The organism is Clostridium sp. 1001271st1 H5, assembly GCF_005845215.1.
Taxonomy (GTDB): domain Bacteria; phylum Bacillota; class Clostridia; order Lachnospirales; family Lachnospiraceae; genus Enterocloster.
The window spans coordinates 88,727-113,911 of sequence record NZ_SPHO01000016.1 but is presented as its reverse complement, the minus strand read 5'-3'; the positions used below and the strand labels follow the sequence as shown (position 1 = coordinate 113,911).

Genomic DNA, 25,185 nt, shown 5'->3' with positions numbered 1-25,185 from the left:
AAGGTAATACCAATGGTAGATTTAACCAAGGACAATTTTGAAGAAGAAGTATTGAAGGCTGAAGGCACAGTACTGGTTGACTTCTACGGTGATGGATGTGTACCATGCCAGGCTCTTATGCCACATATCCATGCTATGGAGGGTGATTACGGCGATAAGATTAAATTCACCTCTTTAAACACCACCAAGGCACGTCGTCTGGCAATCGGACAGAAGATTCTTGGTCTTCCTGTTATCGCTATCTACAAGGGCGGCGAGAAGGTTGCCGAGTGCGTTAAGGACGATGCAACTGTTGAGAACATCAAGGCTATGATTGAGGCTAACTTATAATTTGTCCTCAGACAACCGCATTATTTTACTAGCAACCGTCAATACTGACGTTTGTCTATATTATGGCGCCGGGCATACGCCCGGCAGCCAAATTAAATACCAAAAATAAAATAAGGAGGAAAACGGATATGGCAATTTTGAAAGACAAAAAAGTCATCATCATCGGAGACCGTGACGGTATTCCGGGACCAGCCATAGAAGAATGCGTAAAGACCGCAGGCGCCGAAGTTGTATATTCTTCAACTGAGTGCTTCGTCTGAACGGCCGCTGGTGCTATGGATCTGGAAAATCAGAAGAGAGTTAAAGATTTCGCTGAGCAGTACGGCGCTGAGAACATTGTAGTTGTTCTTGGAGCAGCAGAGGGTGAGGCAGCTGGTTTAGCTGCAGAAACCGTTACAGCAGGCGATCCTACTTTTGCAGGTCCTCTAGCAGGAGTCCAGTTGGGACTAAGTGTATTCCATGTTTGTGAGAACGAAATCAAAGATGAGGTTGACAGCAGCGTTTATGACGACCAGATTAGTATGATGGAGATGGTTATGGACGTTGATGACATCGCTAAGGAGATGTCTTCCATCAGAGAGCAGTATTGCAAATATTTATAATTAAAATGTAATTCCCCTGGAGGCTCTTCATGGGGTCTCCGGGGGTTTTGTGCAATAAAGGGGTTTTATTGTGCAACTATGCTAGTACTGCATTGCGCAAGTTCCAGTATGGTACATAGCTGTAATCCGCATCAGCAGCGCGGAGACAGCCGCGGACTGAGACTTGCGCAACGCAGTACTAGATGTCATAAATTATGGTGAGGTGAAGGAATGAACGGTTATGCAGTTTTAAAGGGTGCCAGCTATACATTGGCGGTTACACCTGATATGGTTATTCACAATGGTACAACACAGACAACAGAGATGATTGTTAATCCTGAGTCAGAATATTTGAAGGAACTTCCAAGTCATTTGAGGAGTTTTGAGGATGCCGTTAACTATATGCCGAACCAGGTATATATTGGCAATGAAAAGCCACAGAAGATGGCTGAGGTTGGATTCCCCTGGTATGATAAATTGATGGAGGGAGCCAGCAAAGAAGGTAAGTACGGCGAAATCATGCCGGAAGATGAATTTTACGGTCTGATTCAGATTTGTGACGTATTTGATTTGGTTAAACTGGAAAAGGGATTTGCAGCTGATGTTAAGGCTAAGCTGTCTGCTCATCACATGTTTACAGACGAGCATGTAGCGGTTCTTGATAAGAACAGCGAGACAACAGAAGAAGAAATCGCTGCCCTGGTAAATGACGAGCATGCAGAGCCTCTGTACTATAACAATGTACTGGTTGGCGCTGTTAAGAGAGCTCATGATGTGGATGTAAACTTATCCGCACACGTTATGTTAGAGAACCTGGTTACAAAGGCTTCTAACGTATTATCCTTACTTAACTTGGTAAAAAAGGCAGGAGTTAATCCGGCTGATATAGATTATGTAGTTGACTGCTGCGAGGAAGCATGCGGCGATATGAACCAGAGAGGCGGCGGCAACTTTGCAAAGGCTGCAGCTGAGGTTGCAGGATTTGTTAACGCAACCGGATCTGACGTAAGAGGCTTCTGTGCAGGACCAGCTCATGCAATGCTTCACGCAGCTGCCCTGGTAAAATCCGGCACATTTAAGAACGTTGTGGTTACAGCCGGCGGCTGTACCGCTAAATTAGGCATGAACGGCAAAGACCATGTGAAGAAGGGCCTTCCGATTCTGGAAGACGCTATCGCTGGCTTCTCCGTATTAGTAAGCGCTGACGACGGTGTAAGCCCGCAGATTAGGACTGATATCGTTGGACGCCACACCGTTGGAACAGGTTCCGCTCCTCAGAACGTTATCTCCTCCCTGGTAACCAATCCTCTGGATGAGGCTGGTTTAAAGATTGTGGATATCGACAAGTACTCTCCTGAGATGCAGAACCCGGATATCACCAAGCCGGCAGGCGCAGGCGATGTCCCGGAAGCAAACTACAAGATGATTGCTGCCCTGGGCGTTAAGAGAGGCGAATTACAGCGCAATGAGATTGCGGATTTCGTTAAGGAACATGGTATGACAGGCTGGGCTCCCACCCAGGGACATATTCCTTCAGGCGTTCCTTACCTGGGACTTCTGAGAGATGAAATCCTGGCAGGCGAGACAAAGCGCGCCATGATTATCGGTAAGGGAAGCTTATTCCTTGGAAGAATGACCAATCTGTTTGACGGCGTATCCTTCGTGGTTCAGGCCAACGACGGTTCTGCTTCAGAAGAGAGCGGCGGCGTGGATGAGAGCAAGGTAAAGGCTATGATTGGCCAGGCCATGAGAGCGTTTGCTGAGGGTCTGATGGGCGAAGAGGAATAATTTTCACCGAGAGAAAGGAAATATGTTATGTCTGATAAGAAAATAAAAGCTATGATTGCTAATACTTTTCTTGAGGTGGCCGATGCTCTTGAAACAGGACAATATGGCAAAAAGCCGGTTATCGGCTTCGCCTCAGAAGGCAGCGAACATGGCCAGGATAATATCGAAGAAGCCATGAAGATTGCCGAGATGAAGGGACTTAAGGCTGTCCTTATCGAGGGGGAAGACCTTCATAAGAAAATGGAAGAGATGCTGGATTCCGGCGAGATTGACGGCGCCGTTACCATGCACTATCCATTCCCCATCGGTGTGTCCACAGTCGGAAAGGTTATCACCCCGGGCAAGGGAAAACCAATGTATATCGCAACTACCACAGGTACGTCCGACACAGACCGTATCAGCGGCATGGTAAAGAATGCAATCTATGGAATTATTGCGGCAAAGGCTGACGGCGTGGAGAATCCAACCGTGGGCATTGCTAATATTGACGGCGCACGCCAGACAGAGAAGGCTCTGCTCAAGCTGGCTGAGAACGGCTATGACATTCATTTCGCAGAGTCCGTAAGGGCTGACGGCGGCATTGTCATGAGAGGAAACGACCTGTTAGGCGGAACGCCTGATATCATGGTTATGGATTCACTTACAGGCAACCTGATGATGAAGGTATTCTCCTCCTACACCACAGGCGGTAATTACGAGTCCCTTGGATTTGGTTACGGCCCTGGTATTGGTGAGGGTTATGACCGTCTCATCATGATTGTATCACGTGCTTCCGGCGCGCCTGTTATTGCAGGAGCCATGGAGTTCGCCACCAACCTGGTCCGCCATGACTGGAAGAAGGTTGCTGATGAAGAATTTGAGAAGGCTAACAAGGCCGGACTTAAGGATATCATCAACGAGCTGAAGTCTGCAGGCAAGAAGGATGCTGGCGCAGCAGCCGAGGAAGTGAAGATGCCTCCTAAGGAAGTGGTTACTTCACAGATTCCGGGTATCGAGGTTATGGACCTGGAGGATGCTGTTAAGGCACTGTGGAAGGCCGGCATCTATGCGGAGAGCGGCATGGGCTGTACAGGACCCATCGTACTGATGTCCGATGCCAACAAGGATAAGGCCCATGAGATTCTGAAGGCCGCCGGATACGTCAGCTAAGTACATGCTGGTCAGGCCCTTCTGGCCTGATACCATACTGAAAGCCATTCATTCATAAGTTATATGTTCCGTGTCCGCGGAGAAATTCCGCGGCGCGGAATATAATATAAAGTTTTCGCGATAACATTTAGAAAGTTATGGATTGACAGACAACTGAATACATGATAGTATATTAAAGTTAAATGCTATCCAAAAGATATGGAGGTAGATAGGTTGCTGGTGTGCCTCGCGGTCTTCAAAACCGTTGTGGGGGGTTAAGAGCCCTCTGGGTGGGTTCGATTCCCACCTCCTCCGTTTAAACCATATCTGTAGTGGAGGTAATATATGATGGAAGATAGAAGAGAGTTACTCCGAAAGATTCCGAAAATAGACGAGGTGCTGCAGGATGAGCGTCTCTTTTTTTTTACGGAAAGTACGCCCAGGTCAGTGATTGTTGACTCAGTGAGGGAAGTCATTGAGGAGCTGAGAAAAGACATCCTGGAAGGCAAACGGAATCAGGTGGGGACAAAGGAAACACTGATGACAGAAATTGTGGCGCGCATCACAGGCAAGAAGAAAAAGAGCCTGCGTCGGGTCATAAATGCAACAGGAGTGGTGCTTCACACCAATCTGGGAAGGGCAAATCTGTCGGACAAGGCCTGCGAGAGCATCATGGACGTGGCCAGGAACTATACAAACCTGGAATATGATGTAAAGCGGGGGTCCAGAGGTTCCCGCCATGACCATGTGGAGAAAATTCTGACCAAGATTACGGGCGCGGAAGCAGCCATGGTGGTCAACAACAATGCGGCGGCAACCATGCTCTGCCTCTCTGCTCTGGCAAAGGACAAGGAAGTCATTGTATCCAGGGGAGAGCTGGTGGAAATAGGCGGTTCCTTCCGGGTGCCGGAAATCATGGAACAGAGCGGCGCCAAGCTGATGGATGTGGGAACCACCAACAAGACAAAGCCATCGGATTATCTGAACGCTTATCACGAAGGTGAGACCGGCGCCCTGATGAAGGTACACACAAGTAACTACAGGATACTGGGATTCACCCAGGAGGTGGAACTTCCTGAGATGGTGGAGCTGGGTAAAAAATTAAATCTTCCGGTTATCTACGATATGGGAAGCGGTCTTATGGCAGACCTGACAGAGTATGGGGTGGACGAGCCCACGGTTCTGGATGCCTTAAAGACCGGCATAGACGTGATTCTGTTCAGCGGGGACAAGCTGTTAGGCGGACCCCAGGGCGGTATCATTGCAGGAAAGAAAGAGTACATTGATAAAATGAAGGCCCACCCCCTGGCAAGGGCATTCCGGGTGGACAAGATGACGCTGGCAGCTATGGAGGCCACCTTCTTTGAGTATTCGGATATCCGCCAGGCCAGAAAAACCATCCCTGTGCTGAACATGATTACCACGCCGGCAAAAGAGCTTAAGGACAAGGCAGAGCGCCTGGCCGAAGCCATCCGCGGGGCAACCCATAACTTTACCGTGGAGGTAGAGGCGTGCAAGGACCAGGTGGGAGGCGGCTCCGCGCCAACCGTGCTCCTGGACGGATATGCGGTGGCCATACAGGGCAGAGCGCTGACGCCGGAGAAGATTGAGCGTCTTCTCCGCAAGGAAGAGATTCCGATTATTGTCAGGATTACCCATAACCAGGTATATCTGGATGTGAGGACCATCAGGGAAGATGAGTTTGAATATATTGTAGCAGCATTTTTGGCAATGGACAGCAGACAGGTTGAGGGGTGATAATATGCAAAATGTGATAGTAGGAACAGCCGGTCATGTGGACCACGGCAAGACATGTCTCATAAAGGCTCTTACAGGGACGGATACGGACAGACTGAAGGAGGAGCAGAAAAGGGGAATCACCATAGAGCTGGGATTCGCCAACCTGCCCAATGATGCCGGAATCCATATTGGTATTATCGATGTTCCGGGCCATGAGAAGTTCGTGAAGAACATGCTGGCAGGTATTGGCGGCATAGACCTGGTGCTTCTGGTCGTTGCCCTGGATGAGGGCGTTATGCCCCAGACCGTGGAGCACTTTGAGATTCTGAAGATGCTCCATATCAAGCAGGGCATTGTGGTGTTTACCAAGGCCGACCTGGTGGATGAGGACTGGGCCGAGCTGGTAAATGACGATGTGGACAACCTGGTCAAGGGGACCTTTATGGAAAAGGCCGACCGCATCCAGGTATCTGCTTATACCGGCAAAAATATCAATGAGTTAAAGCAGATGATAGTGGATAAGGTAAGGGCGGCTGGCGCCAGGCGCCAGGAAAAGGAACTGTTCCGCCTTCCCATAGACCGTGTATTTACCATGGAAGGATTTGGTACGGTTGTTACCGGCACCCTTTTGGAGGGCTGCTGCCAGGTAGGACAGGAGGTAGAATTGTATCCCACTGAAAAAACAGTTAAAATCAGGGAGATACAGACCCATGGCCACAAGGTGGACATGGCCTATGCGGGGCAGAGAACAGCCCTGAACCTGGTGAACATTAAAAAGGATGAGATTAACAGGGGAGAGGTTCTGGCTGCCCAGGATTCCCTGCTGAAAAGCCAGTTCATAGATGCTAAGGTGCAGCTGTTTTCATCCACGGACAGGGAACTGAGAAACGGGGACAGGGTCCACATCAACTATGGATCGGCCCAGGCCATATGCAAGGCAGTCCTGCTTGACAAGGACGTGCTGTCCGCGGGCGAGGAGGCCTATGTGCAGTTCCGTTTCGACGAGCCTGTGGCCGTAAGGAGGAATGACAGGTTCATCATCCGTTTCTATTCGCCCACCATTACCTTCGGCGGAGGCATTGTGCTGGAGGCAGAGGCCTTAAAGCATAAGAGGAACCACGATGAGGTCATTGACAGCCTTCATATTAAGGAGCTGGGCACTGATTTGGAGGTACTGGAGCTGGAGCTTAAAGAGGAGAGCCGGTACTTCCCTGTTCCAAAGATACTGGCTACCAAGCTGAACTGGACCAACCAGGAGACAGAGGAGCAGCTGGAGGTCCTGGTCAAGGGAAAGAGGGCCATCCGTCTCAGCGATGGAAGCTTTATCCATAAGGATTACTGGAATGAAATTACACAGTTTGGTACCGAGCTTCTGAATCAGTTCCATAAGGAGAATCCTATTTCCGATGGTATGGAGAAGGAAGAATTTAAGAGCCGTATATTGGATAATTTTAAGATTCGGGAGTCCAGGAAAGCAGACGTCCTCTTAAATGAGATGATAAAGCGCAGCATCACGGTTACCATGGCAAGCGCCATTGCAGCTGCTGGATTTAATGCTGAATATTCCCATGAGCTTAAGGGGATGTTAAAGGAGATAGAGGAGACATACCTGAAGGCGGGATATGAGATACCGGCCACGGACGATGTAATCAATAAATTCAAGGACAAAAAGATGGCCAAACAGATTGCGAATGATTTGGTGAAGAAAGGCACATTGGTCAAGATAAATCCCGGCGCCCTGATTCATAAGGACAACTGGGACAAAGCCATGGGACTTCTTAGGGGATACTTTGAGAGCCATCCTACCATTTCCCTGGGTGATTACAGGGATTTGCTGGGAACCTCCAGAAAGTATGCCGTTCTGTTCCTGGAGTACTGCGACCAGCAGAAGATAACAAAGAAACAGGACGATGTGCGTATTCTTGTCCAGAAGACAAGGTAGGCGGCTATGGAATTCAGACAATTAGAAGCATTCGTAAATGCGGTAAAGTACAAAAGTTTTTCAAAAGCAGCAGATGCCACCTTCCTGACCCAGCCAACCATCAGCGCTCATATCAATAACCTGGAAAATGAGCTGGGAACAACCCTTGTGAACCGTACAGGAAGGGAGATAACCCTGACAAAGCAGGGCGAGCTGTTTTATCCCTATGCCATCGACATGCTCCATACCCGGTCCCAGGCACTGGCAACCGTGCAGACCCAGTGCGAGGCAATGGATGGTGTTCTGGATGTATATGCGTCCAGTATTCCGGGACAGTATTATCTTCCAAGGCTCATAGGGGAGTTTCACGCCAAATGCCCGAAAATACGGTTTTATGTGGACCAGTCGGACAGCAAGACGGTGATTGACAATGTTATGAGCCAGAAGGGTGAGATTGGACTCACGGGCTATAAGATGCATAACAGTCTGGTGTATGAGCCGGTTTTCATGGATGAGCTGGTGCTGATTGTGCCGGACACGGAAAAGTTTGCACGGTGGAAAAAGGGAAGTACGGTGAGCTTCCAGGACTTTGAACATGAGACATTCATTCTGCGCGAGGAAGGCTCAGGCACAAAGCAGGAGATGGAAAAGGCGGAAATCCACGGTGTGCCTGTGTTTAAAAATGTGGATGTGATTGCCCGGATGAACAGCACTGAGGCCATTAAGCAGGCAGTGGCCGGAGGCTTGGGAATATCCATTCTCTCCAGGATGGCTGCCGGTGAAAAGGAAGAAAGCCACCGGATTAAATATTTAAAGATAGACGGCCTGGAGAAGAAACGGACCTTTTACATGGTATACTGCAAGAACATTCGCCTGTCTCCGATTGCGGAGGCATTCCGGGACCTTGTGATTGAATACAGGGACAGGAACTGGCAGCAGGATATCGGGCGGTTTATGTAGCGGGTTATGTATGAATCAGGCGGGAATAGTGTTTTGTATAGAAAAAGTCTATATTAAAAAGCGGTTCCATGTTTTTTTGAATTGGATTTGCCCCTTCCATTTTGGTAAGATGATTAAGGAAATATAGGTAAAACATGAATTGATTTACGAATGATTTTCAGTTGATTTTACCAAAAGAAAAGGGGATATGATTATGAATCTGACAAGTTCTAAAAAGACACTGCTCCTGTCCGGAGTGGCGCTGGGAATACTGGCATGTATTCTCGCTTACTTTGGAAACCCAAAGAACATGGCTATCTGCGTGGCCTGCTTCATCAGGGATTCCGCCGGGGCCATGAAGCTTCACACGGCAGCCGTTGTGCAGTATTTCAGGCCTGAAATCGTGGGCTTTGTCTGCGGCTCCTTCCTGATTGCACTGGCAACCAGGGAATACCGTTCCACAGCCGGGTCGTCTCCCATGCTGCGTTTTATCCTGGGCGTCATCATGATGATTGGCTCCCTGGCATTCCTGGGATGCCCGCTGCGCATGGTAATCCGCATGTCAGCCGGTGATTTAAATGCATATGTAGGATTCATCGGATTTGCGGCCGGTGTATTTACAGGTACAATCGCCTTAAAGCAGGGCTTTTCACTGGGAAGGGCTCATGAAACCGGAAAGATAAACGGGGCAGTGCTCCCGGTTGCCCTGGTGATATTGTTTGTACTGAGCCTGACCACCACATTATTTGCATTCAGTGAAAAAGGTCCTGGCAGCATGCATGCACCAGCGCTTCTTGCTCTGGTTGTGGCCCTGTTGTTTGGCGCCATAGCACAGAAATGCAGAACCTGTTTTGCAGGCAGTATCCGCGACGTCATTTTAATGAAGAATTTTGATTTGATTACTGTCATCGGCGGACTGTTTGCTGTCATGCTGGTGTTTAACCTGGCCACAGGCGGCTTCAAGCTTTCCTTTGCAGGACAGCCGGTAGCACATTCACAACATATCTGGAATATCCTGGGACTTTACGCTGTTGGTTTTGCAGCGGTCCTGGCAGGCGGATGCCCGCTGCGCCAGCTGGTCTTAGCCGGTCAGGGCTCATCTGACTCTGCGGTTACATTCCTTGGGCTTCTTGTGGGAGCTGCTTTCTGCCACAACTTCGGGCTGGCTGCATCCGCGGCAGCGGCAGCCACCGCAGATACCCCGGCGGCGCCAGGCGGCCTTGCCGTGGCCGGCAAGGCTGCGGTGATTGGATGTATTGTCATCCTGTTCATCATTGGATTTGTGCCAAAGTCAGAGGAAGGGAAATAGGAGGTAGGAGATATGTACGAAGTAGATGCAAGAGGACTATCCTGTCCGGAGCCTGTATTGCTGACAGCGGCGGCCCTTAAGAAACACAAGGGAGAGACAGTCAGGGTGCTGGTCAGTGAACCTCATACCAGGATGAATGTTGAAAAGTACGCAAAGAGCCAGGGAAAGACGGCTACAGTAACCGAAAAAGGGTCTGAATTTGAAATAGTGATTGAATAAAACAGATGTCCCGGAGTCACAGCGTGTCTGAACCAGGGCTTCTGAAACCGGATGCTGCAGTGGAAGGTGTCAGGCTGTTTGACAGCCTGGTGACAGTCTGCTGCAGCATATTTTTAGATACGAAAGGATTGATGGGATGAGAAAAAAAGAACCGAAATTAATTATTACATTTCATACCACGGCTGAAGCCATTGCCATGGAAAAGCTTTGTAAGGAGAACCGGAAGTCAGGAAGGATGATACCGGTGCCCAGGGAAATATCCGCGGGCTGCGGCCTTGCCTGGTGCTGCGAACCTGACATGGAAGAAGAGATGGCAGGGTTTATGAAGGAAAAGGGCGTGGAGCATGAGGAAATGGTTCAGCTCATGTACTGATATCAGGGTGTATGCCAACAGATGTCCCGCCCCGTGTATGAATGTTGGGCGGGACCGGATTGTGATTGGAATTTCCCGATTGATAAGGTGGGAAAGGGAGGCGCTATTATGATTTATTTTGACAATGCAGCTACTACCATGAGGAAACCGGACTGCGTTATAGACGCGGTTGCGGATGCCATGAGGAATTTTGGCAATTCCGGCAGAGGGGCCCATGAGGCTTCCCTGGATGCGTCCAGGATGATTTATGAAACCAGGGAGAGGATTTCTGAATTGTTTCACCTGGGCAATCCCCTGCAGGTTGCATTTACCAGTAATTCCACGGAAAGCCTGAACACGGTCATCCAGGGCCTGTTCTCAGAAGGGGACCATGTGATTACCACGGTGCTGGAGCATAATTCCGTGCTCCGTCCTCTTTATCTGATGGAAAAGCGGGGAGTCAGCCTGACGATTCTGCCCTGCGATGAGAAGGGAGTTCTGTGTTATGACCGGCTGGAGGAAAGCATACGGCCTGAGACAAAGGCAGTTGTATGTACCCATGCTTCCAACCTGACGGGCAACCGGATGGATTTGGAACGCATTGGCGGGCTGTGCCGCAGACATGGAATCCGCCTGGTGGTGGATGCGTCCCAGACAGCGGGAGTCCTTCCCATTGACATGAAGCGGATGCATATAGATGTGCTGTGCTTTACCGGCCATAAGGGGCTTCTGGGCCCCCAGGGAACAGGCGGAATCTGCGTGGGTGACGGCATCCGTATAAAACCCCTTAAGGCAGGGGGAAGCGGCGTCCACACCTATCTGAAAGAACATCCCCAGGACATGCCCACTGCCCTGGAGGCAGGTACGCTGAACGGCCATGGAATAGCAGGTCTTCACGCCGCCCTTGGCTTCATAAAGGAGACGGGAGTGGAAAACATCCACCGGAGAGAGGCGGAACTGATGCGCCGGTTTTATGAGGGAGTGTCGGGGATACCGGGTGTACGGGTGTACGGTGATTTCTCTTCGGATGAGCGGGCAGCCATCGTGGCCCTGAATATCGGAAATTACGATTCCTCGGAGGTCAGCGACGAACTGGCTGTCACCTACGGAATCTCCACCCGGCCGGGCGCCCACTGTGCGCCTCTGATGCATGAATCCTTTAAAACCGTGGAACAGGGAATGGTGCGGTTCAGCTTTTCTTACTTTAACACAGAGGAAGAGGTTGATACCGGAATCCGGGCAGTAAGGGAATTGGCTGAGGAAGAGTAAGGATTTGCATGTTAAGATAGTTGAAATTACAGATGGATTTTCCTTGACTTCTGCGGGTATATTGACTATAATGATAATAAGAATAGTTATTATTTTTAGAAACCCGTAAATACAGAAGAAAAGGAGGTTTTATATGAGAAGTATCACCAGGTTGGATTTACAGTATGCACACAGGTTTTATGGTTTTAAGGGTGAAGCACAGTATCTGCACGGACACACAGGCATATTGACATTGGAGGTAGAGGATACGGTTAATGCAGGTGTCAATATGGTATTCCCCTGTAACGAGATTCAGAAAACAGCATGGGAGGTTCTGAAAAACTTTGACCATGCTACGATTTTACGGGAAGACGACCCATTGCTTCCGGCGCTCCTGGGGGTATATGAGGCCCAGGGTATCAAGGACGGGGCTCCTAACAATACAATGAAAGGCCCGGCCTTTAAAACAGAGCTTGCCACAGCATATCCGGAATGCCGTCTGGTTGTAACAAAGGAGACAATGACGGTTGAGGGCATGATTAAAATTGTCTATGACTTGCTGAAGGACAAGTTAAACATCGTGAAAATAACCTTTACCAGCGGTGTAAATGCAGCGTCCGAGGAATTTAAGCCCCAGAGGACCATGGACCGCTGTCCGTTATGCGGTATTGCATTAGATGAAAACGGCGTGTGTCCGAAATGCGGATATAGGAAATAGGCCGGAACAGGAACAGGCAGGCGGAACAGGCGCTGGTATTAACTAAATATGTGTTTGAAACAGAGAATGCCGTGGCAGATTGAAAATGCCGCGGCTTTTTTTGCCCATATTTATACAGATGTTTATGCCGGTTCGGTAAAAGGGCTCCTGGAGAGTGGATAATATGCATATATAAATATAAAAAAAGCCATTAAAACTATGCAATAGTTCAGAATAACAAAAGAAATGTAAGAATAACAAATGGAAAAACGCACAATAAAGTCATATAATATGACTATCGGAGGTAAAAACTCCCAATGATTACGTGAACTGAAAATATGATATAAAAGGAGAGGTGTATTATGAAAAAACGGTTTTTAACAGCTTCACTGGCAGCAATGATGGTTTTAAGCCTGGCGGCATGCGGCGGCGGCGATAAGCCGGCCGATACCACGGCAGCTCCTGCTGCCACAGAAGCACCGGCAGAGACTAAGGCGGAGGAGAAGGCAGAAGAGCCTAAGGCAGAGGCAGCGGCCGCAGGTGAGAAGGCTCCTGAGGATTATAAGGGAACCGTGGTGGTATATTCACCCCATGATGCAGATCCGCTGAATGCAGGCGTTAACCTGTTCATGGAGAAGTATCCCAATGTTAAGGTTGAGGTAGTGGCAGCAGGTACCGGCGAGCTGTGCAACCGTATTGCGGCTGAGACAGCCAACCCCATTGCAGACGTATTGTGGGGCGGCGGCGCTGACTCCCTGGCAGCATTTAAGGAATATTTTGAACCTTATGTATGTGCTAACGATGAATTCATAGGCGCTGCTTACAAGGACCCGGATGGGCTGTGGATTGGCGAGAGCCCATTGCCAATGGTTATTTTCTATAACAAGGACCTGATTGAGAAGGACGGACTGACCATTCCGGAGACATGGGAAGACCTGACAAAGCCTGAGTGGAAGGGCAAGATTGCATATTGTCTGCCATCCAAGTCCGGTTCTGCTTATACACAGCTGTGTACCATGATTCTGGGCCATGGCGGCAAGGAAGACGGATGGGATTTCATCAAGAAATTATATGACAACCTGGACGGAAAGATTGTTGACTCTTCAGGCAAGTGCCATAAGATGGTGGCAGACGGCGAGTTCTATGTAGGTCTGACCCTGGAGAAGGCAGCTGTACAGTATAAGGATGACCCGTCGGTAGGATTTGTATATCCGAAGGATGGAACCAGTGCTGTTCCTGACGGCGTTGCCCTGGTTAAGGGATGCCCCAATGAGGAAAATGCAAAGCTGTTCATTGATTTTGTTACTTCCAAAGAGTGCCAGACAGAGCAGAGCGGAAACTGGGGACGACGTCCTGTAAGAAGCGACATGGAAGTTGGCGAGGGCATGGCTAAACTGGAAGATATCCCGCTGGTTGATTATGACTTTGACTGGGCAGCCAATGAGAAGGAAGCCATCATTGAGCACTTCAATGACATTATGGTAGACTAAATCCGAGGGAGTATTTGTGTATATATAAGCAGTAGGTATTAAGTAATCAGGAAACGTTAAACTGTCAGAGGAACATGGTGAAAAGGCTGTCCGGACCCGGAAGGGCGGGACAGTCTTTCACGTAAAGGGTATGATTGGAGGAGACTGGTATGAGCCATGCAGTTATCATAAAGGACGCCGTTAAGAGGTACGGTGATTTTACAGCGTTAAAAGGAGTGAATCTGGAGATAAAACAGGGCGAATTTTTTACACTGTTGGGGCCCTCCGGATGCGGCAAGACCACCTTGCTCAGGATGATAGCAGGGTTTAACAGCGTGGATGGCGGGGAAATCTGCTTCGACGACAAGGTCATCAACAATCTGGAAGCCCATAAGAGAGATATCGGCATGGTGTTCCAGAACTACGCCATCTTCCCCCATCTGACTGTGGCGGAGAATGTGGCCTACGGGTTAAAGGCAAAGAAGTATCCAAAGGACCAGATTCCAGGCAAGGTGGATGAGGCCCTTGACCTGGTTCAGATTAAGAAGTTAAAGGACAGAAAGCCCAATGAGCTGTCAGGAGGACAGCAGCAGAGGGTGGCCCTTGCAAGGGCCTTTGTCATAGAGCCCGGCGTACTGCTGATGGATGAGCCCCTGTCCAACCTGGACGCAAAGCTCAGGGTACAGATGAGGACGGTTATCAAGAAGCTCCAGCGCCGGCTGGGAATCACCACCATCTATGTGACCCATGACCAGGAGGAGGCCCTGGCCATCTCAGACCGCATAGCAGTTATCAAAGAGGGGGACGTGATGCAGGTGGGGTCCCCTGAGGATATATACAAGAAGCCTCAGAACACCTTTGTGGCAGGATTCATCGGCGTGTCCAATTTTGTGGAATGTGATGTGGACGGCAAACATCCGGAGGCAGCTATCCTGGACATCAAGGGTGAGTGCACCATCACATGCAGGCTTAAGGCCCCCTTTAAGGGAAAGGGGATTATTTCAGCCAGGCCGGAGCAGCTGTTCTTTGACGAGAAGGAAGGACTGCCGGGAAAAATTGTCATATCCACCTTCCTGGGGGATTTCATTGAATATGAAATTGAACTGGATAACGGCCAGACCGTGCAGCTTAACGAGTACACAAAGGATGTGCGTGAGCTGCGTCCTGACGGGCAGAGGGTGAAGGTAAACTTTGATATCAATGCTGTAGGCGTGTACGATGCCCAGACCCAGGAGGTGATTTCATGGTAAAATCGCGGAAAAAGCTGGATTTCTGGTTCTGGGTCAAGGTGCTGGTAGTGGGATTCATGCTGATTTTCCTGTTTTATCCCTTCTGTACCCTGATAACACGAAGCTTCTTTTCAAAAAATGCAGCTGGCTTTACCCTGGAGAACTATATCCGGTTCTTTACTAAGAAGTACTACTACACGGCTCTCGGACGAAGCCTGTTCGTGTCCGTTGTAACTACACTGACCACCCTGGTGGTAGGCGTGCCCATAGCCTATGTCATGTCCAGATATAACATAGTGGGAAAGAGGTTCATCCATATTTTCATCATCATGAGCCTTATGAGTCCTCCTTTTATCGGGGCTTACAGCTGGATTACCCTGTTCGGGCGTTCCGGTTTCATCACCAGCATGTTTGCAAATATCGGTATCCATCTGCCCAGCATTTACGGCAAAATTGGCATTATCATCGTATTTACCTTTAAATTATTCCCCTATGTGTACCTGTATACCTCAGGGGCCATGGGAAGCATTGATTCAAGCCTGGAGGAGGCCGCGGAAAATCTGGGCAGCAATAAGCTGCGCAGGCTGTGGACCATTACCCTGCCAGTGGTGCTTCCGTCCATCGCAGCAGGAGCCATCATGGTGTTTATGACCAGCCTGGCTGATTTTGGAACGCCCATGCTGATTGGCGAGGGATATATGGTGCTTCCGGTTCTGGTATACAATGAATACATGAGTGAGATTGGGGGCAACGCCCACCTGGCCAGTGCCCTGTCTGTTATCATTGTAATCTGTTCCACAACCGTTCTGCTGGTGCAGAAGTATTATGTATCCAGAAAGAATTATGTCATGACAGCCATGCGTCCTCCCAAGGAAGAGGTGCTGCACGGATTGAAGCGTTTCCTGGTGACCTTCCCTGTGATGCTGGTTACTTTTGTGGGAATCCTGCCCCAGATTGTGGTGCTTATCACCAGCTTTATCAAGTGTGATTTCACAGGCTTCCAGAAGGGATTCAGCCTTGGCAGCTACATTACCATTTTCAACCGCCTGTGGACCAACATCAGGAATACCTTTGTATTCTCCACCATTGCCATTGTGTTTATCATAGCGCTGGGTATGCTGATTTCCTATATCGTGGTCCGGCAGAAGGGTCTGGCCGGGCAGCTGATGGATTTAATCATCATGTTCCCCTTTGTCATTCCCGGAGCAGTGCTTGGTATCAGCTTAATCGTTGCATTCAATAAGCCTCCTGTCATCCTGACAGGTACGGCCCTGATTATCATTATAGCTTTTGTGGTCAGGAAACTGCCCTACACGGTCCGGTCAGGAAGCGCCTTCCTGCAGCAGATGGATCCGAGTGTGGAGGAGGCGTCCATCAGCCTGGGCGTGTCTCCTATGAAGACCTTCGGCAAGGTGACAGCAAGGCTTATGGCGCCCGGCGTCCTGTCCGGAGCCATTCTCAGCTGGATTACCTGTATCAATGAGCTGTCATCCAGCGTCATGCTCTACGGCGGCAAGACAAGTACCATTTCCGTGGCCATCTATACAGAGGTGGTGCGCAACAGTTACGGCACAGCGGCAGCCCTGGCATCAATACTGACTGTGAGCACAGTGGTCATGCTGCTTATCTTCCTGAAGGTGAGCAAAGGAAAGGTGTCAATCGTGTAGTGTTAGGAGAAAACATATGGTAAAGTTCGGTACAGGCGGCTGGAGAGCCATTATTGGAGAAGAATTTACAAAAGAGAACATACAGAAGCTGGCATTGGCCATATGCCTTAAGATGAAGGCAGAGGGAGCGGAGGGCCAGGGCATTGTCATGGGGTATGACCGGCGGTTTCTTTCAAAGGAGGCCATCATATGGTCCTGCGAGATATTTGGGAATCAGGGAATCCGTGTGTGGTTTGTAAACCGCAGCTCGCCCACCCCCCTGGTAATGTTCTATGTGATGAAGCATGAACTGAGCTACGGCATGATGGTGACTGCCAGCCATAATCCGGCCATCTATAACGGTATCAAGGTGTTTACCTACGGAGGCCGGGATGCGGATGAGAAACAGACTTCGGAAATTGAGTATTACCTGGAACAGGCGGAGGAGCTCTACGTGCCAAATGAGGAGGAAAACGGGCAGATGCCCCCGCCCTCATATCTGGAGCTTGTAAGGCAGGGCATGGTCCGGGAAATTAATCCCATGAACGAGTACCTGGATAATATCATTTCCGTGATTAACATGGATGCCATCAAGGAACGGGATTTGCGTATTGCCATTGACCCCATGTACGGTGTGAGCCTGACGGCCCTGAGCACCATTCTTTCCATTGCAAGGTGCACCATAGAAACCATTAACTCCAGGCACGATACCCTCTTTGGCGGAAAGATGCCCGCGCCCACGGAGCGGACCCTGCGGAATCTGCAGAATTATGTGCTGGACCGCTATTGTGATATCGGTATTGCAACGGACGGGGATGCGGATAGGCTGGGAGTGATTGATGACCAGGGGCATTATCTCCATGCAAACGACATACTGGTCATGCTCTACTACTATCTGCTGAAATACAAGGGGTGGAGGGGACCTGCCGTGCGCAACCTGGCCACCACCCATGTGCTGGATAAGGTGGCTGAGAGCTTTGGACAGAAATGCTACGAGGTGCCCGTGGGATTCAAGCATATATCCGCTAAAATGCAGGAGAAAGACGCCATTATAGGCGGTGAGTCCTCAGGTGGTCTGACGGTAAAAGGCCATATACACGGTAAAGACGGCATCTATGCAGCCACCCTTCTGGTGGAGATGATAGCTGTCAGCGGCAAGAAGCTGTCGGAGATTGCAGCGGATATCAGAAAGGAGTACGGGGCCATCCACATGGCGGAGCGTGATTACAGGTTCACGCCGGAGGAAAAGGAGCGTATCCATCACATCCTTATGGAGGAAAAGAAACTGCCGGAGCTGCCCTTTGAGACAGACCATGTATCCTATATTGACGGATGCAAGGTATATTTTAAGAACGGAGGCTGGGTAATCGCCAGGTTTTCAGGCACAGAACCTTTGCTCCGCATATTCTGCGAGATGGAACATGAGGCGGATGCGGTCAGGGTGTGCAATCTGTTTGAGGAGTATCTGGGGCTGTAGAAAGATTCCGGATGAACAGGAGATATTAAAATGGTTATTAAACCCCATCATTTTATGGATATTATCAAGCTGCTTGGAGGCGGAATCCAGGTGTTTGTACCGGATACGGATTACGGCCATGATTTTTACAGGGCGGCAAACGGGATAATAGAGAACCGCCAGCAGCAGATAAAAGTTACAGCCGGGGCAGATGACATATGCAGGCCCTGCCGGTTCCTGGGCAGTGACCGGAAATGCACGGACTGTATTTCGCACATAAAAGGAATCAGCTCCAAGAACAGCTATAATGAGATGCTGGACCACCGTATCATGGACATGCTGGGTCTGTGTGAGGATGCGGTTTACACGGCTGAAGAACTTTGCAGTATGATGGGGGCGCGGCCGGGGCTTGTAATGGATGTGTGGAAGGAGGAGGCTGAGGTGTACCCGGATACGGCCGTAAAAAGGGAGCAGCTGTTTGCGGCCGGGGTGAGGAAATATCTGGGATTGGATAAACAAAGTGAATAGGCAGCCGGTTTTAAGGTACCGGTCTATGATTAAAGGTTGTGGTTTCACCGGCATTGGCCGGTGGAAACGCAGCCTTTTTTTGGCGGATAATCTGCCTGGTTTTTGTATCAGAGTTGTAAAATTGTTTCTGGGTTCCGTGTACAAATGATATAATGAGCCTAATTACTTTAGTTTACAGGTTAAATGATACAACCACAGGTTAAACGTCTCCGGCAGTAAAGGAGACGGGACAAAAGATGAGGAGGTACTGTTAAATGGGGAACATGTCAGGGGGAAAAAGGCAGAGCAGGCTAAGGGGCTGGGTATTCTGGCCGCCGTTTTTGGTACTGTTAATGGTATTGATACTGGGGTTTGTGTCCCAGGATGCCTTTTTGAAGGTGGTCAACGGGGTAAAGGATTGGATTTGGGGCAATTTTAAATGGCTGTTTTCCGGTTATGGACTGGCGGCAGTGGGAGTTTGTTTTTATGCCTGCTTTTCTAAATTCGGCAACACGGTTATTGGCGGAAAAGACGCCAAACCAATACTGGGCAAATTCAACTGGTTTGCTATCAGCCTGTGTACCACCATTGCGGCAGGCCTGATGTTCTGGGCAGCGGCAGAGCCGCTTTATCTCATGAGCGACCCGTCGCCCTTTTTTGATATTGAGCCAAACTCGCCCCAGGCAGCTGTTTTTGCCATGGCCCAGATGTATCTGCACTGGGGAATCACACCTTATGCAATCTATGCCCTGGCGGCAACCGTGTTTGCATTTACCTATTACAATATGAAGAAACCATTTTCATTGGGGTCCTGCATCTCTCCGTTACTGGGGGAACGGGCCACAAAGGGAAGACTGGCGGACGGCATTGACGCTCTCTGTATCTTCATACTCTGCGCCGGCATGTCCGGTTCCCTGTCCACAGGAGCTTTTTCCGTGGCAGGAGGCGTATCCAACATAACAGGCATACCCACCAACAGCATTATGCTGATAATGGTTATGTCGGCCATTATACTGGTCTATACCATATCGGCGTCGTCCGGCATTATGAAGGGGATTAAGTGGCTTTCCAGCTTTAATGTATACATATTTTCGTTTCTGATTCTGTTCATTTTCCTGTTTGGTCCCACAAAATTTATCCTGAATTTTGGTACGGAATCAGTGGGAGAGCTGATGGATTCCTTTTTCATGCGCAATCTGTTTACGGATTCCATGAATCTTGGCAACAGCTCCTGGTCCAGCCTGGGGAATATGAAGGTGGGATACTGGGCCAGTTACCTGGCCTGGGCGCCGGTTACAGCCTTGTTCCTGGGGAAACTGGCCAGAGGATATAAAATAAGAGACTGTATTATCATAAACCTGTTTGTGCCCACTGTTTTTTCCATGATTTGGGTTTCCATATTCGGCGGCACCGCCATCCATATGCACATGCAGGAGAGCCTGATTCCGCTGCTGGAGACATCCGGGGCAGAATCCATTGTATATAAGCTTTTCGAGGTGCTTCCCCTGCGTCAGCTGTGTATTCCTGTGTTTGTGCTTGCCACCTTCATATCCTTTGTCACTGCCGCTGATTCCAATACCAATGCAATTGCTTCTGTGTGCACCAGCGGAATGTCTGAGGAGGAGATGGAGGCCCCGGTGGCCTTAAGATACTCTGGGGCCTGATAATCGGCATTATGGCGGCTGTCATGGCTGTGTTCACAGGAGTGGGAGGCGCAAAGACTCTTGCCAGCATAGGCGGTTTTCCCTCCATGTTCCTGCAGATTGCCTCCTGCGCAGCACTGATTAAGATAATGCGCAATCCCGGGAAATACGATAAGTGCAGCCAGAATACAAATGACGAAATGTAAGATAGGGGGATGAGAAGCATGTACCGGATACTGATTGCAGAAGATAATAAGGCCATATCCAACCTGATTAAGACCCACCTGTCCTTTGCCGGATACGATACCAGCCAGGTTTATGACGGGGAGTTTGCACTGGAGATTCTGGAGGCAGAACCCTTTGACCTGCTGATTCTGGATTTGATGCTGCCAAAGGTAAGCGGGGTTGATATCCTGGCCAGGGTAAAGGATTTCCGGATGCCCATTATCGTGGTGACTGCCCTGGATGATTTGAGCAGCAAGGTCCAGTGCCTCCAGGTGGGAGCCGATGATTACATAACAAAGCCATTTGACAGTATGGACCTTTTAGCCAGAGTGGGAGCGGTGCTGCGCCGGTGCAGGCGCCGTCCCGTGTCCCTCAATGTCAGGAACATCAGTGTGGACCCTGACCTGCACCGTGTGCTTAAGGACGGAAAGGAAATGGAGCTGACTCCCAAGGAGTTTGACCTGCTGTATTATCTGTGCTCCAACTGCGACAAGGTGCTGACCAGAAAGGAAATCCTCTCCGATGTATGGGGATATAACTATGTGGGGGAAACCAGGACTGTGGATATCCACATCCAGAGGCTGAGGAAAAAGCTGGATTGGGAAGGCATCATACAGACTGTTACCAAGGTGGGGTATCTGCTTAAGGGGAGTGATGACAGATGAAACTTTGGCAGAAAATATTCCTGGGCGCATTCATAGCCAGCGTGGCCATTTTCTTTTTCTGCGGATTTTATCTTGTGGTGACAGGACTGCACTTTACGCTGGAAGGAGAGATGGAGAGGACGGAATATTACCAGTCCGTATACGCGGGGAAAATTGAGAATTTTTTTCAGGAGTCAGAGGCCGGAAAAGGCTTGTCAGGGTTCATGGACGGTTTCAGGGAGGAGCTGGCGGGAGAGGGACGGTACCTGCAGGTATGGGCCGGGGAGAGGCTTACATATGACAGCTTTGAAAAGTTCCCCCCGGCTCCCCGCTACACCTTTGTGGAGGGGCAGGCAGCCTATACGCCCACTTATATGAAGGACATAGGGGATTCCAGGTATCTGTACGTGGAGTCTGAATTTCCATATGACAATATGATGTATAAGGTAGTGATGATTAAGGATTTATCTGATATATATAAATCCTGCGACATGCAGCTGAATATTTTCTTTGCCCTGTGCCTGCTTCAGGCTTTTATTACAGCCATGATTATGTTTCTGATAACAAAGAGGATTACCTCTCCCATTGAACGGCTGAATGAGGCGGCAAAACTCATGGCTCAGGAATCCATTCCCCTTAAGCTGCCCGTGGAGGGAGAGGATGAAATCAGCGAGCTGTCCCATAATTTCAATCTCATGTCTGCTGCCATCAACAGAAACATTGATGATTACAAACAGATTGTGGGCAATCTGACCCACGAAATCAAGACGCCGCTGACATCCATCATAGGCTATGCGGAACTGCTAAAAAACCACGACTGTGATAAAGAGCTTCAGGAACAGGCATTGGACTATATCCTGGAGGAAGGCAAAAGGCTGAATTCCATTACCCGGAAAATGATTAAGCTGTCACGCATACAGCCGGGACTGCTGAATATTGAACGGCAGGATGTGAAAAAAATGCTGGAGACATCGCTGATGGCAGTACGGATGAAAGCCAACCAGAAAGAAATCCGTTTTACCACGGACATCCCGGAGGGCATATTCTGCTATGGGGACAGGGAGCTGCTTATTACCATGATGGAAAACGTGCTGGACAATGCAATTAAGGCTTCCCATGAAGGGGGACTGATTGAAATCAGGGCGGCCGGGGAAGAAAACGCCCTGGCATTTATCCGGGTAACGGACCATGGAATCGGAATCCCGGCCGATATTCTGGATAAGATAGACCAGCCGTTTTATAAGGGAGATAAGGCCCACAGCCAGGGGGAGGACGGTTTCGGCATGGGACTGGCCATCTGCAAGTCGGTGATGCAGCATCATCACGGTTCGCTGAAATACGAGAGCGCAGAGGGAGTATATACCACGGTCACCATGGGGTTCCCGGCTGGGGACTACCTCCGTCTGGAGTCGCCGGACCAGACAGACCAGATTAAACCGGACACTCTGTGGATGTACGAGGCGTCAAATATTATAAGATAACAAGGAATTTTGGCGGATTGTATCAAAGCTGTAACAAAACTGTTGTCTTTTGAACAAGAAGACAGCAGTTTGATTTTTATCCGCTATAATGGGAGACAAGTTGAGACGCGTATCAACAAAAAACAAGTAAAGACTGTACAAAGGGGGTTTTACAGTGAACAGTAAGAAAAAATTTGATGTGAAAAAGTGGACGTCCCTGTTGGTGCTCTGCTGCGGTACTGGTGTCATTTTCCAGCTTCCCTATATCCGGAATACATTTTATATTCCGCTGGTGGAGGCCCTTAATCTAAGCAATGAGGAATTCGGGGCGCTCTCCACATCCTACGCAACCATTTCCATGATATGTTATTTCTTCGGCGGGTGGATTGCAGACCGTGTGTCCCCAAGAAAGCTGCTGACCATTTCCTTTATATCCACGGGCCTGGTGGGACTTCTGTTTTCCACCTTCCCAAGCTACGGCACAATGAGGCTGATATTTGCGGCCTTCGGCGTAACCACCGTGCTTACATACTGGTCCGCGCTTATCAAGGCGGTGCGGTGTCTGGGGGACAGCAATGAGCAGGGAAGGCTGTTCGGCATCCTGGAAGGGGGCAGGGGTGTTGTGTCGGCCACGGCAGTGTTTGTGCTTCTGGGACTTTTTAACAGCCTGGGAGGCGGCAAGTTCGGACTGAGCTGGGTGATCCGCTCCTATGCCCTTCTGGCAATCATAGTTGGTATCGCCCTCTGGTTCCTGATTAAGGATAAGAAGGAGGATGCGGCAAGCGGCACAAGCCTGGTGCAGCAGATTAAGAGCGTACTTCTGATGCCGAAAATGTGGATGATTTGTCTCATAATCTTTACCGCTTATTCCATTTACGCAATCCTCAGTTTCCTGCCGCCTTACATGGTATCCGTATACGGCATGTCCAAGAATTTCAGCGTCCAGATAGGAGGCATCCGATACATCATACAGTTTGCAGGCGGAATCACAGGCGGTTTCCTGGCTGATAAGATTGGCTCCAGGATAAAGACAGTCCTGCTGGGATATACGGCTATCATCGCCTTCCTGATTGTATTCCTGCTGACACCTCAGCAGCCTTCGCTGGCCATGCTCTGTGTCTTTGACTTCATCCTGTTAAATGTAACCGTGTACGCGGTGAGAGGCATTTATTTTGCAGTTATTGATGAGGCCCAGATAGACCGTTCAGTTACAGGCGCGGTCTCCGGTATGGCATCCTGCATCGGTTATCTTCCGGACGTGTTCCTGTACACTATGATTGGACGCTGGATTGACCAGGGGGTCCAGGGGTACCGTTCCATGTTCCTGTACGGCATCGGTACATGTATCGTTGGCGCTGCCGTGGCAGTCATCCTTATTAAGAGTATCAGAAAGACCCCGGTTAAGGGATAAGAAAGCTGCCCGGGAAGCTATAAGCTTAAACAGAAAAAATAAAAATCATATATAAGTATGGAGGTATTTTATGAAAATCACAGGCATTGAAATCAAACAGTATGCAAAGCCATTGGACCCGCCATTTTTGGCATCATGGGACCCGAATCCCCGTGTAAAGTTTGCATCTACCATTGTTTATGTATACACGGACGAGGGAATTACGGGAATTGGCTCCGGCGACCTTATGACAGGCTTTGCGGGACATGAGAAATTCTTTATCGGCAAGGACCCGTTTGAGATGGAAAACCATAACAAGGTCATTGACAACATTGATTTCCATTATGGAAGGTGCTGGCCTCTGGATATTGCGCTGTGGGATATCATAGGAAAGAAATGCGGGCAGCCTGTATATAAGCTTTTGGGAGGGAAGCAGGATAAGATAAAGGCATACTGCTCCTGCGGCGCCAGGATTCCGGCTGAGGAAAGGGCTGAGAAGGCTAAGGAATATGTGGACATGGGATTTAAGGCAATGAAAATCCGTTTCCATCATGAGGAGGTAAGGGAGGATATCAAGGTCATAGAGGCTGTCAGGAAGGCTATTGGCGATAAGATGGAAATCATGGTGGACGGCAACCAGGCCTGGAAAATGCCGTGGGATGTGGAGCGTATCTGGGATTTGAAAAAAGCGGTCAAGGTGGCCAGGGAACTGGAGAAGCTGGGTGTATACTGGCTGGAGGAGCCGCTCCATCACGCGGATTACGACAACCTGGCCCGCCTGCGGGAGATGACGGATATTCGTATTGCAGGCGGCGAGATGAACCGCAGATGGCACGATTTCAGGGATTTGGCGGATAAGGGAAGCTATGATGTGTATCAGCCTGACACGGTGCTGTGCGGAGGCTTTACCCGCACTAAGAAGATTGCCGACTATGTGCAGTCCAAGGGAGCTGTGTTCTGTCCGCACACCTGGTCCAACGGCGTGGGACTTCTGGCCAACCTTCATATGGCCTGTGCTGTCAGCGATGCGGAATATCTGGAATATCCCTTTGACCCGCCTGTATGGACGGTTGACCGCAGGGATTATATCCTTAAGGAGGAGGACAGGGTATTAGTTGACAAGGATGGCTACATGCATGTTCCCCAGAAGCCGGGACTTGGCTTTGAGCCGGATGAGGAAGCTTTAAGGGAATACGAGATTAAGGATTTTTATGTAGGTGAATAGGTGTAGGTGCGGTAAGGGCGCCCTCTGTTTATACAGGGG

At 49.6% G+C, this 25,185-nt stretch carries 23 protein-coding genes and 1 tRNA gene; all 24 read left to right on the top strand.

Annotation, left to right across the window (positions count from 1 at the left end; genetic code table 11):
- The first annotated feature begins 12 nt into the window (after window positions 1–12).
- The 24 genes from FGS84_RS21745 to FGS84_RS21640 all read left to right on the top strand — a co-directional run bounded on the left by FGS84_RS21745 (window position 13) and on the right by FGS84_RS21640 (window position 25,146).
- Window positions 13–330 (top strand): thioredoxin domain-containing protein, encoded by a 318-nt coding sequence (locus tag FGS84_RS21745; protein ID WP_002565763.1) that lies wholly within the window; start codon window positions 13–15, stop codon window positions 328–330.
- 128 nt (window positions 331–458) lie between these two features.
- Window positions 459–932, top strand: coding sequence for a glycine/sarcosine/betaine reductase complex selenoprotein A (grdA, locus tag FGS84_RS21740; protein ID WP_080548683.1), 474 nt, complete (start codon window positions 459–461; stop codon window positions 930–932).
- Between the two features lie 210 nt (window positions 933–1,142).
- Window positions 1,143–2,699 (top strand): glycine/sarcosine/betaine reductase complex component C subunit beta, encoded by a 1,557-nt coding sequence (grdC, locus tag FGS84_RS21735; RefSeq protein ID WP_138310413.1) that lies wholly within the window; start codon window positions 1,143–1,145, stop codon window positions 2,697–2,699.
- Between the two features lie 27 nt (window positions 2,700–2,726).
- On the top strand, window positions 2,727–3,848 hold the full coding sequence (gene grdD, locus FGS84_RS21730; protein ID WP_138310412.1) for a glycine/sarcosine/betaine reductase complex component C subunit alpha: 1,122 nt from the start codon (window positions 2,727–2,729) through the stop codon (window positions 3,846–3,848).
- 200 nt (window positions 3,849–4,048) lie between these two features.
- Window positions 4,049–4,142: transfer RNA gene (locus tag FGS84_RS31010), tRNA-Sec, on the top strand.
- A 33-nt stretch (window positions 4,143–4,175) separates the two neighbouring features.
- Window positions 4,176–5,585, top strand: coding sequence for an L-seryl-tRNA(Sec) selenium transferase (gene selA, locus FGS84_RS21725; protein WP_347563867.1), 1,410 nt, complete (start codon window positions 4,176–4,178; stop codon window positions 5,583–5,585).
- 4 nt (window positions 5,586–5,589) lie between these two features.
- Window positions 5,590–7,509, top strand: a complete 1,920-nt coding sequence (gene selB / locus FGS84_RS21720) for a selenocysteine-specific translation elongation factor (RefSeq protein ID WP_138310410.1) — start codon at window positions 5,590–5,592, stop codon at window positions 7,507–7,509.
- 6 nt (window positions 7,510–7,515) lie between these two features.
- Window positions 7,516–8,448 (top strand): selenium metabolism-associated LysR family transcriptional regulator, encoded by a 933-nt coding sequence (locus FGS84_RS21715; protein WP_138310409.1) that lies wholly within the window; start codon window positions 7,516–7,518, stop codon window positions 8,446–8,448.
- Between the two features lie 193 nt (window positions 8,449–8,641).
- Window positions 8,642–9,736, top strand: coding sequence for a YedE family putative selenium transporter (gene yedE, locus FGS84_RS21710; RefSeq protein WP_138310408.1), 1,095 nt, complete (start codon window positions 8,642–8,644; stop codon window positions 9,734–9,736).
- Window positions 9,737–9,748: 12 nt separating this feature from the next.
- Window positions 9,749–9,955: a sulfurtransferase TusA family protein gene (locus FGS84_RS21705; protein WP_138310407.1), complete on the top strand. Its 207-nt coding sequence runs from the start codon at window positions 9,749–9,751 to the stop codon at window positions 9,953–9,955.
- Window positions 9,956–10,091: 136 nt separating this feature from the next.
- Window positions 10,092–10,328 (top strand): DUF3343 domain-containing protein, encoded by a 237-nt coding sequence (locus tag FGS84_RS21700; RefSeq protein WP_138310406.1) that lies wholly within the window; start codon window positions 10,092–10,094, stop codon window positions 10,326–10,328.
- Between the two features lie 108 nt (window positions 10,329–10,436).
- A complete protein-coding gene (locus tag FGS84_RS21695) occupies window positions 10,437–11,576 on the top strand; it encodes an aminotransferase class V-fold PLP-dependent enzyme (protein ID WP_138310405.1) in 1,140 nt (379 codons plus the stop codon).
- Window positions 11,577–11,709: 133 nt separating this feature from the next.
- Complete coding sequence (locus FGS84_RS21690; RefSeq protein WP_138310404.1) at window positions 11,710–12,273, top strand: 6-carboxytetrahydropterin synthase; 564 nt, start codon at window positions 11,710–11,712, stop codon at window positions 12,271–12,273.
- Window positions 12,274–12,614: 341 nt separating this feature from the next.
- On the top strand, window positions 12,615–13,742 hold the full coding sequence (locus FGS84_RS21685; RefSeq protein WP_138310403.1) for an ABC transporter substrate-binding protein: 1,128 nt from the start codon (window positions 12,615–12,617) through the stop codon (window positions 13,740–13,742).
- A gap of 149 nt (window positions 13,743–13,891) precedes the next feature.
- Entirely contained in the window at window positions 13,892–14,971 is a 1,080-nt protein-coding gene (locus FGS84_RS21680) for an ABC transporter ATP-binding protein (protein ID WP_138310402.1), read from the top strand.
- Window positions 14,965–16,617 (top strand): iron ABC transporter permease, encoded by a 1,653-nt coding sequence (locus FGS84_RS21675; RefSeq protein WP_138310401.1) that lies wholly within the window; start codon window positions 14,965–14,967, stop codon window positions 16,615–16,617. The genes FGS84_RS21680 and FGS84_RS21675 overlap by 7 nt, the downstream gene beginning before the upstream one ends.
- Before the next feature lie 16 nt (window positions 16,618–16,633).
- The gene (locus tag FGS84_RS21670) at window positions 16,634–18,073 is read left to right on the top strand and encodes a phosphoglucomutase/phosphomannomutase family protein (protein ID WP_138310400.1); all 1,440 of its coding nucleotides are present in this window, start codon (window positions 16,634–16,636) and stop codon (window positions 18,071–18,073) included.
- Between the two features lie 30 nt (window positions 18,074–18,103).
- Window positions 18,104–18,580 (top strand): DUF1284 domain-containing protein, encoded by a 477-nt coding sequence (locus FGS84_RS21665; RefSeq protein ID WP_138310399.1) that lies wholly within the window; start codon window positions 18,104–18,106, stop codon window positions 18,578–18,580.
- A gap of 254 nt (window positions 18,581–18,834) precedes the next feature.
- Entirely contained in the window at window positions 18,835–20,223 is a 1,389-nt protein-coding gene (locus tag FGS84_RS21660) for a BCCT family transporter (RefSeq protein WP_279232846.1), read from the top strand.
- An 11-nt stretch (window positions 20,224–20,234) separates the two neighbouring features.
- The gene (locus FGS84_RS31835; RefSeq protein ID WP_279232845.1) at window positions 20,235–20,408 is read left to right on the top strand and encodes a hypothetical protein; all 174 of its coding nucleotides are present in this window, start codon (window positions 20,235–20,237) and stop codon (window positions 20,406–20,408) included.
- Window positions 20,409–20,426: 18 nt separating this feature from the next.
- Window positions 20,427–21,092, top strand: a complete 666-nt coding sequence (locus tag FGS84_RS21655; RefSeq protein WP_138310398.1) for a response regulator transcription factor — start codon at window positions 20,427–20,429, stop codon at window positions 21,090–21,092.
- Complete coding sequence (locus FGS84_RS21650; RefSeq protein WP_138310397.1) at window positions 21,089–22,552, top strand: HAMP domain-containing sensor histidine kinase; 1,464 nt, start codon at window positions 21,089–21,091, stop codon at window positions 22,550–22,552. Before FGS84_RS21655 ends, FGS84_RS21650 begins: the two co-directional genes overlap by 4 nt.
- A 154-nt stretch (window positions 22,553–22,706) precedes the next feature.
- Complete coding sequence (locus FGS84_RS21645; protein ID WP_138310396.1) at window positions 22,707–23,942, top strand: MFS transporter; 1,236 nt, start codon at window positions 22,707–22,709, stop codon at window positions 23,940–23,942.
- A 70-nt stretch (window positions 23,943–24,012) separates the two neighbouring features.
- A complete protein-coding gene (locus FGS84_RS21640; protein WP_138310395.1) occupies window positions 24,013–25,146 on the top strand; it encodes a mandelate racemase/muconate lactonizing enzyme family protein in 1,134 nt (377 codons plus the stop codon).
- Window positions 25,147–25,185 lie beyond the last annotated feature (39 nt).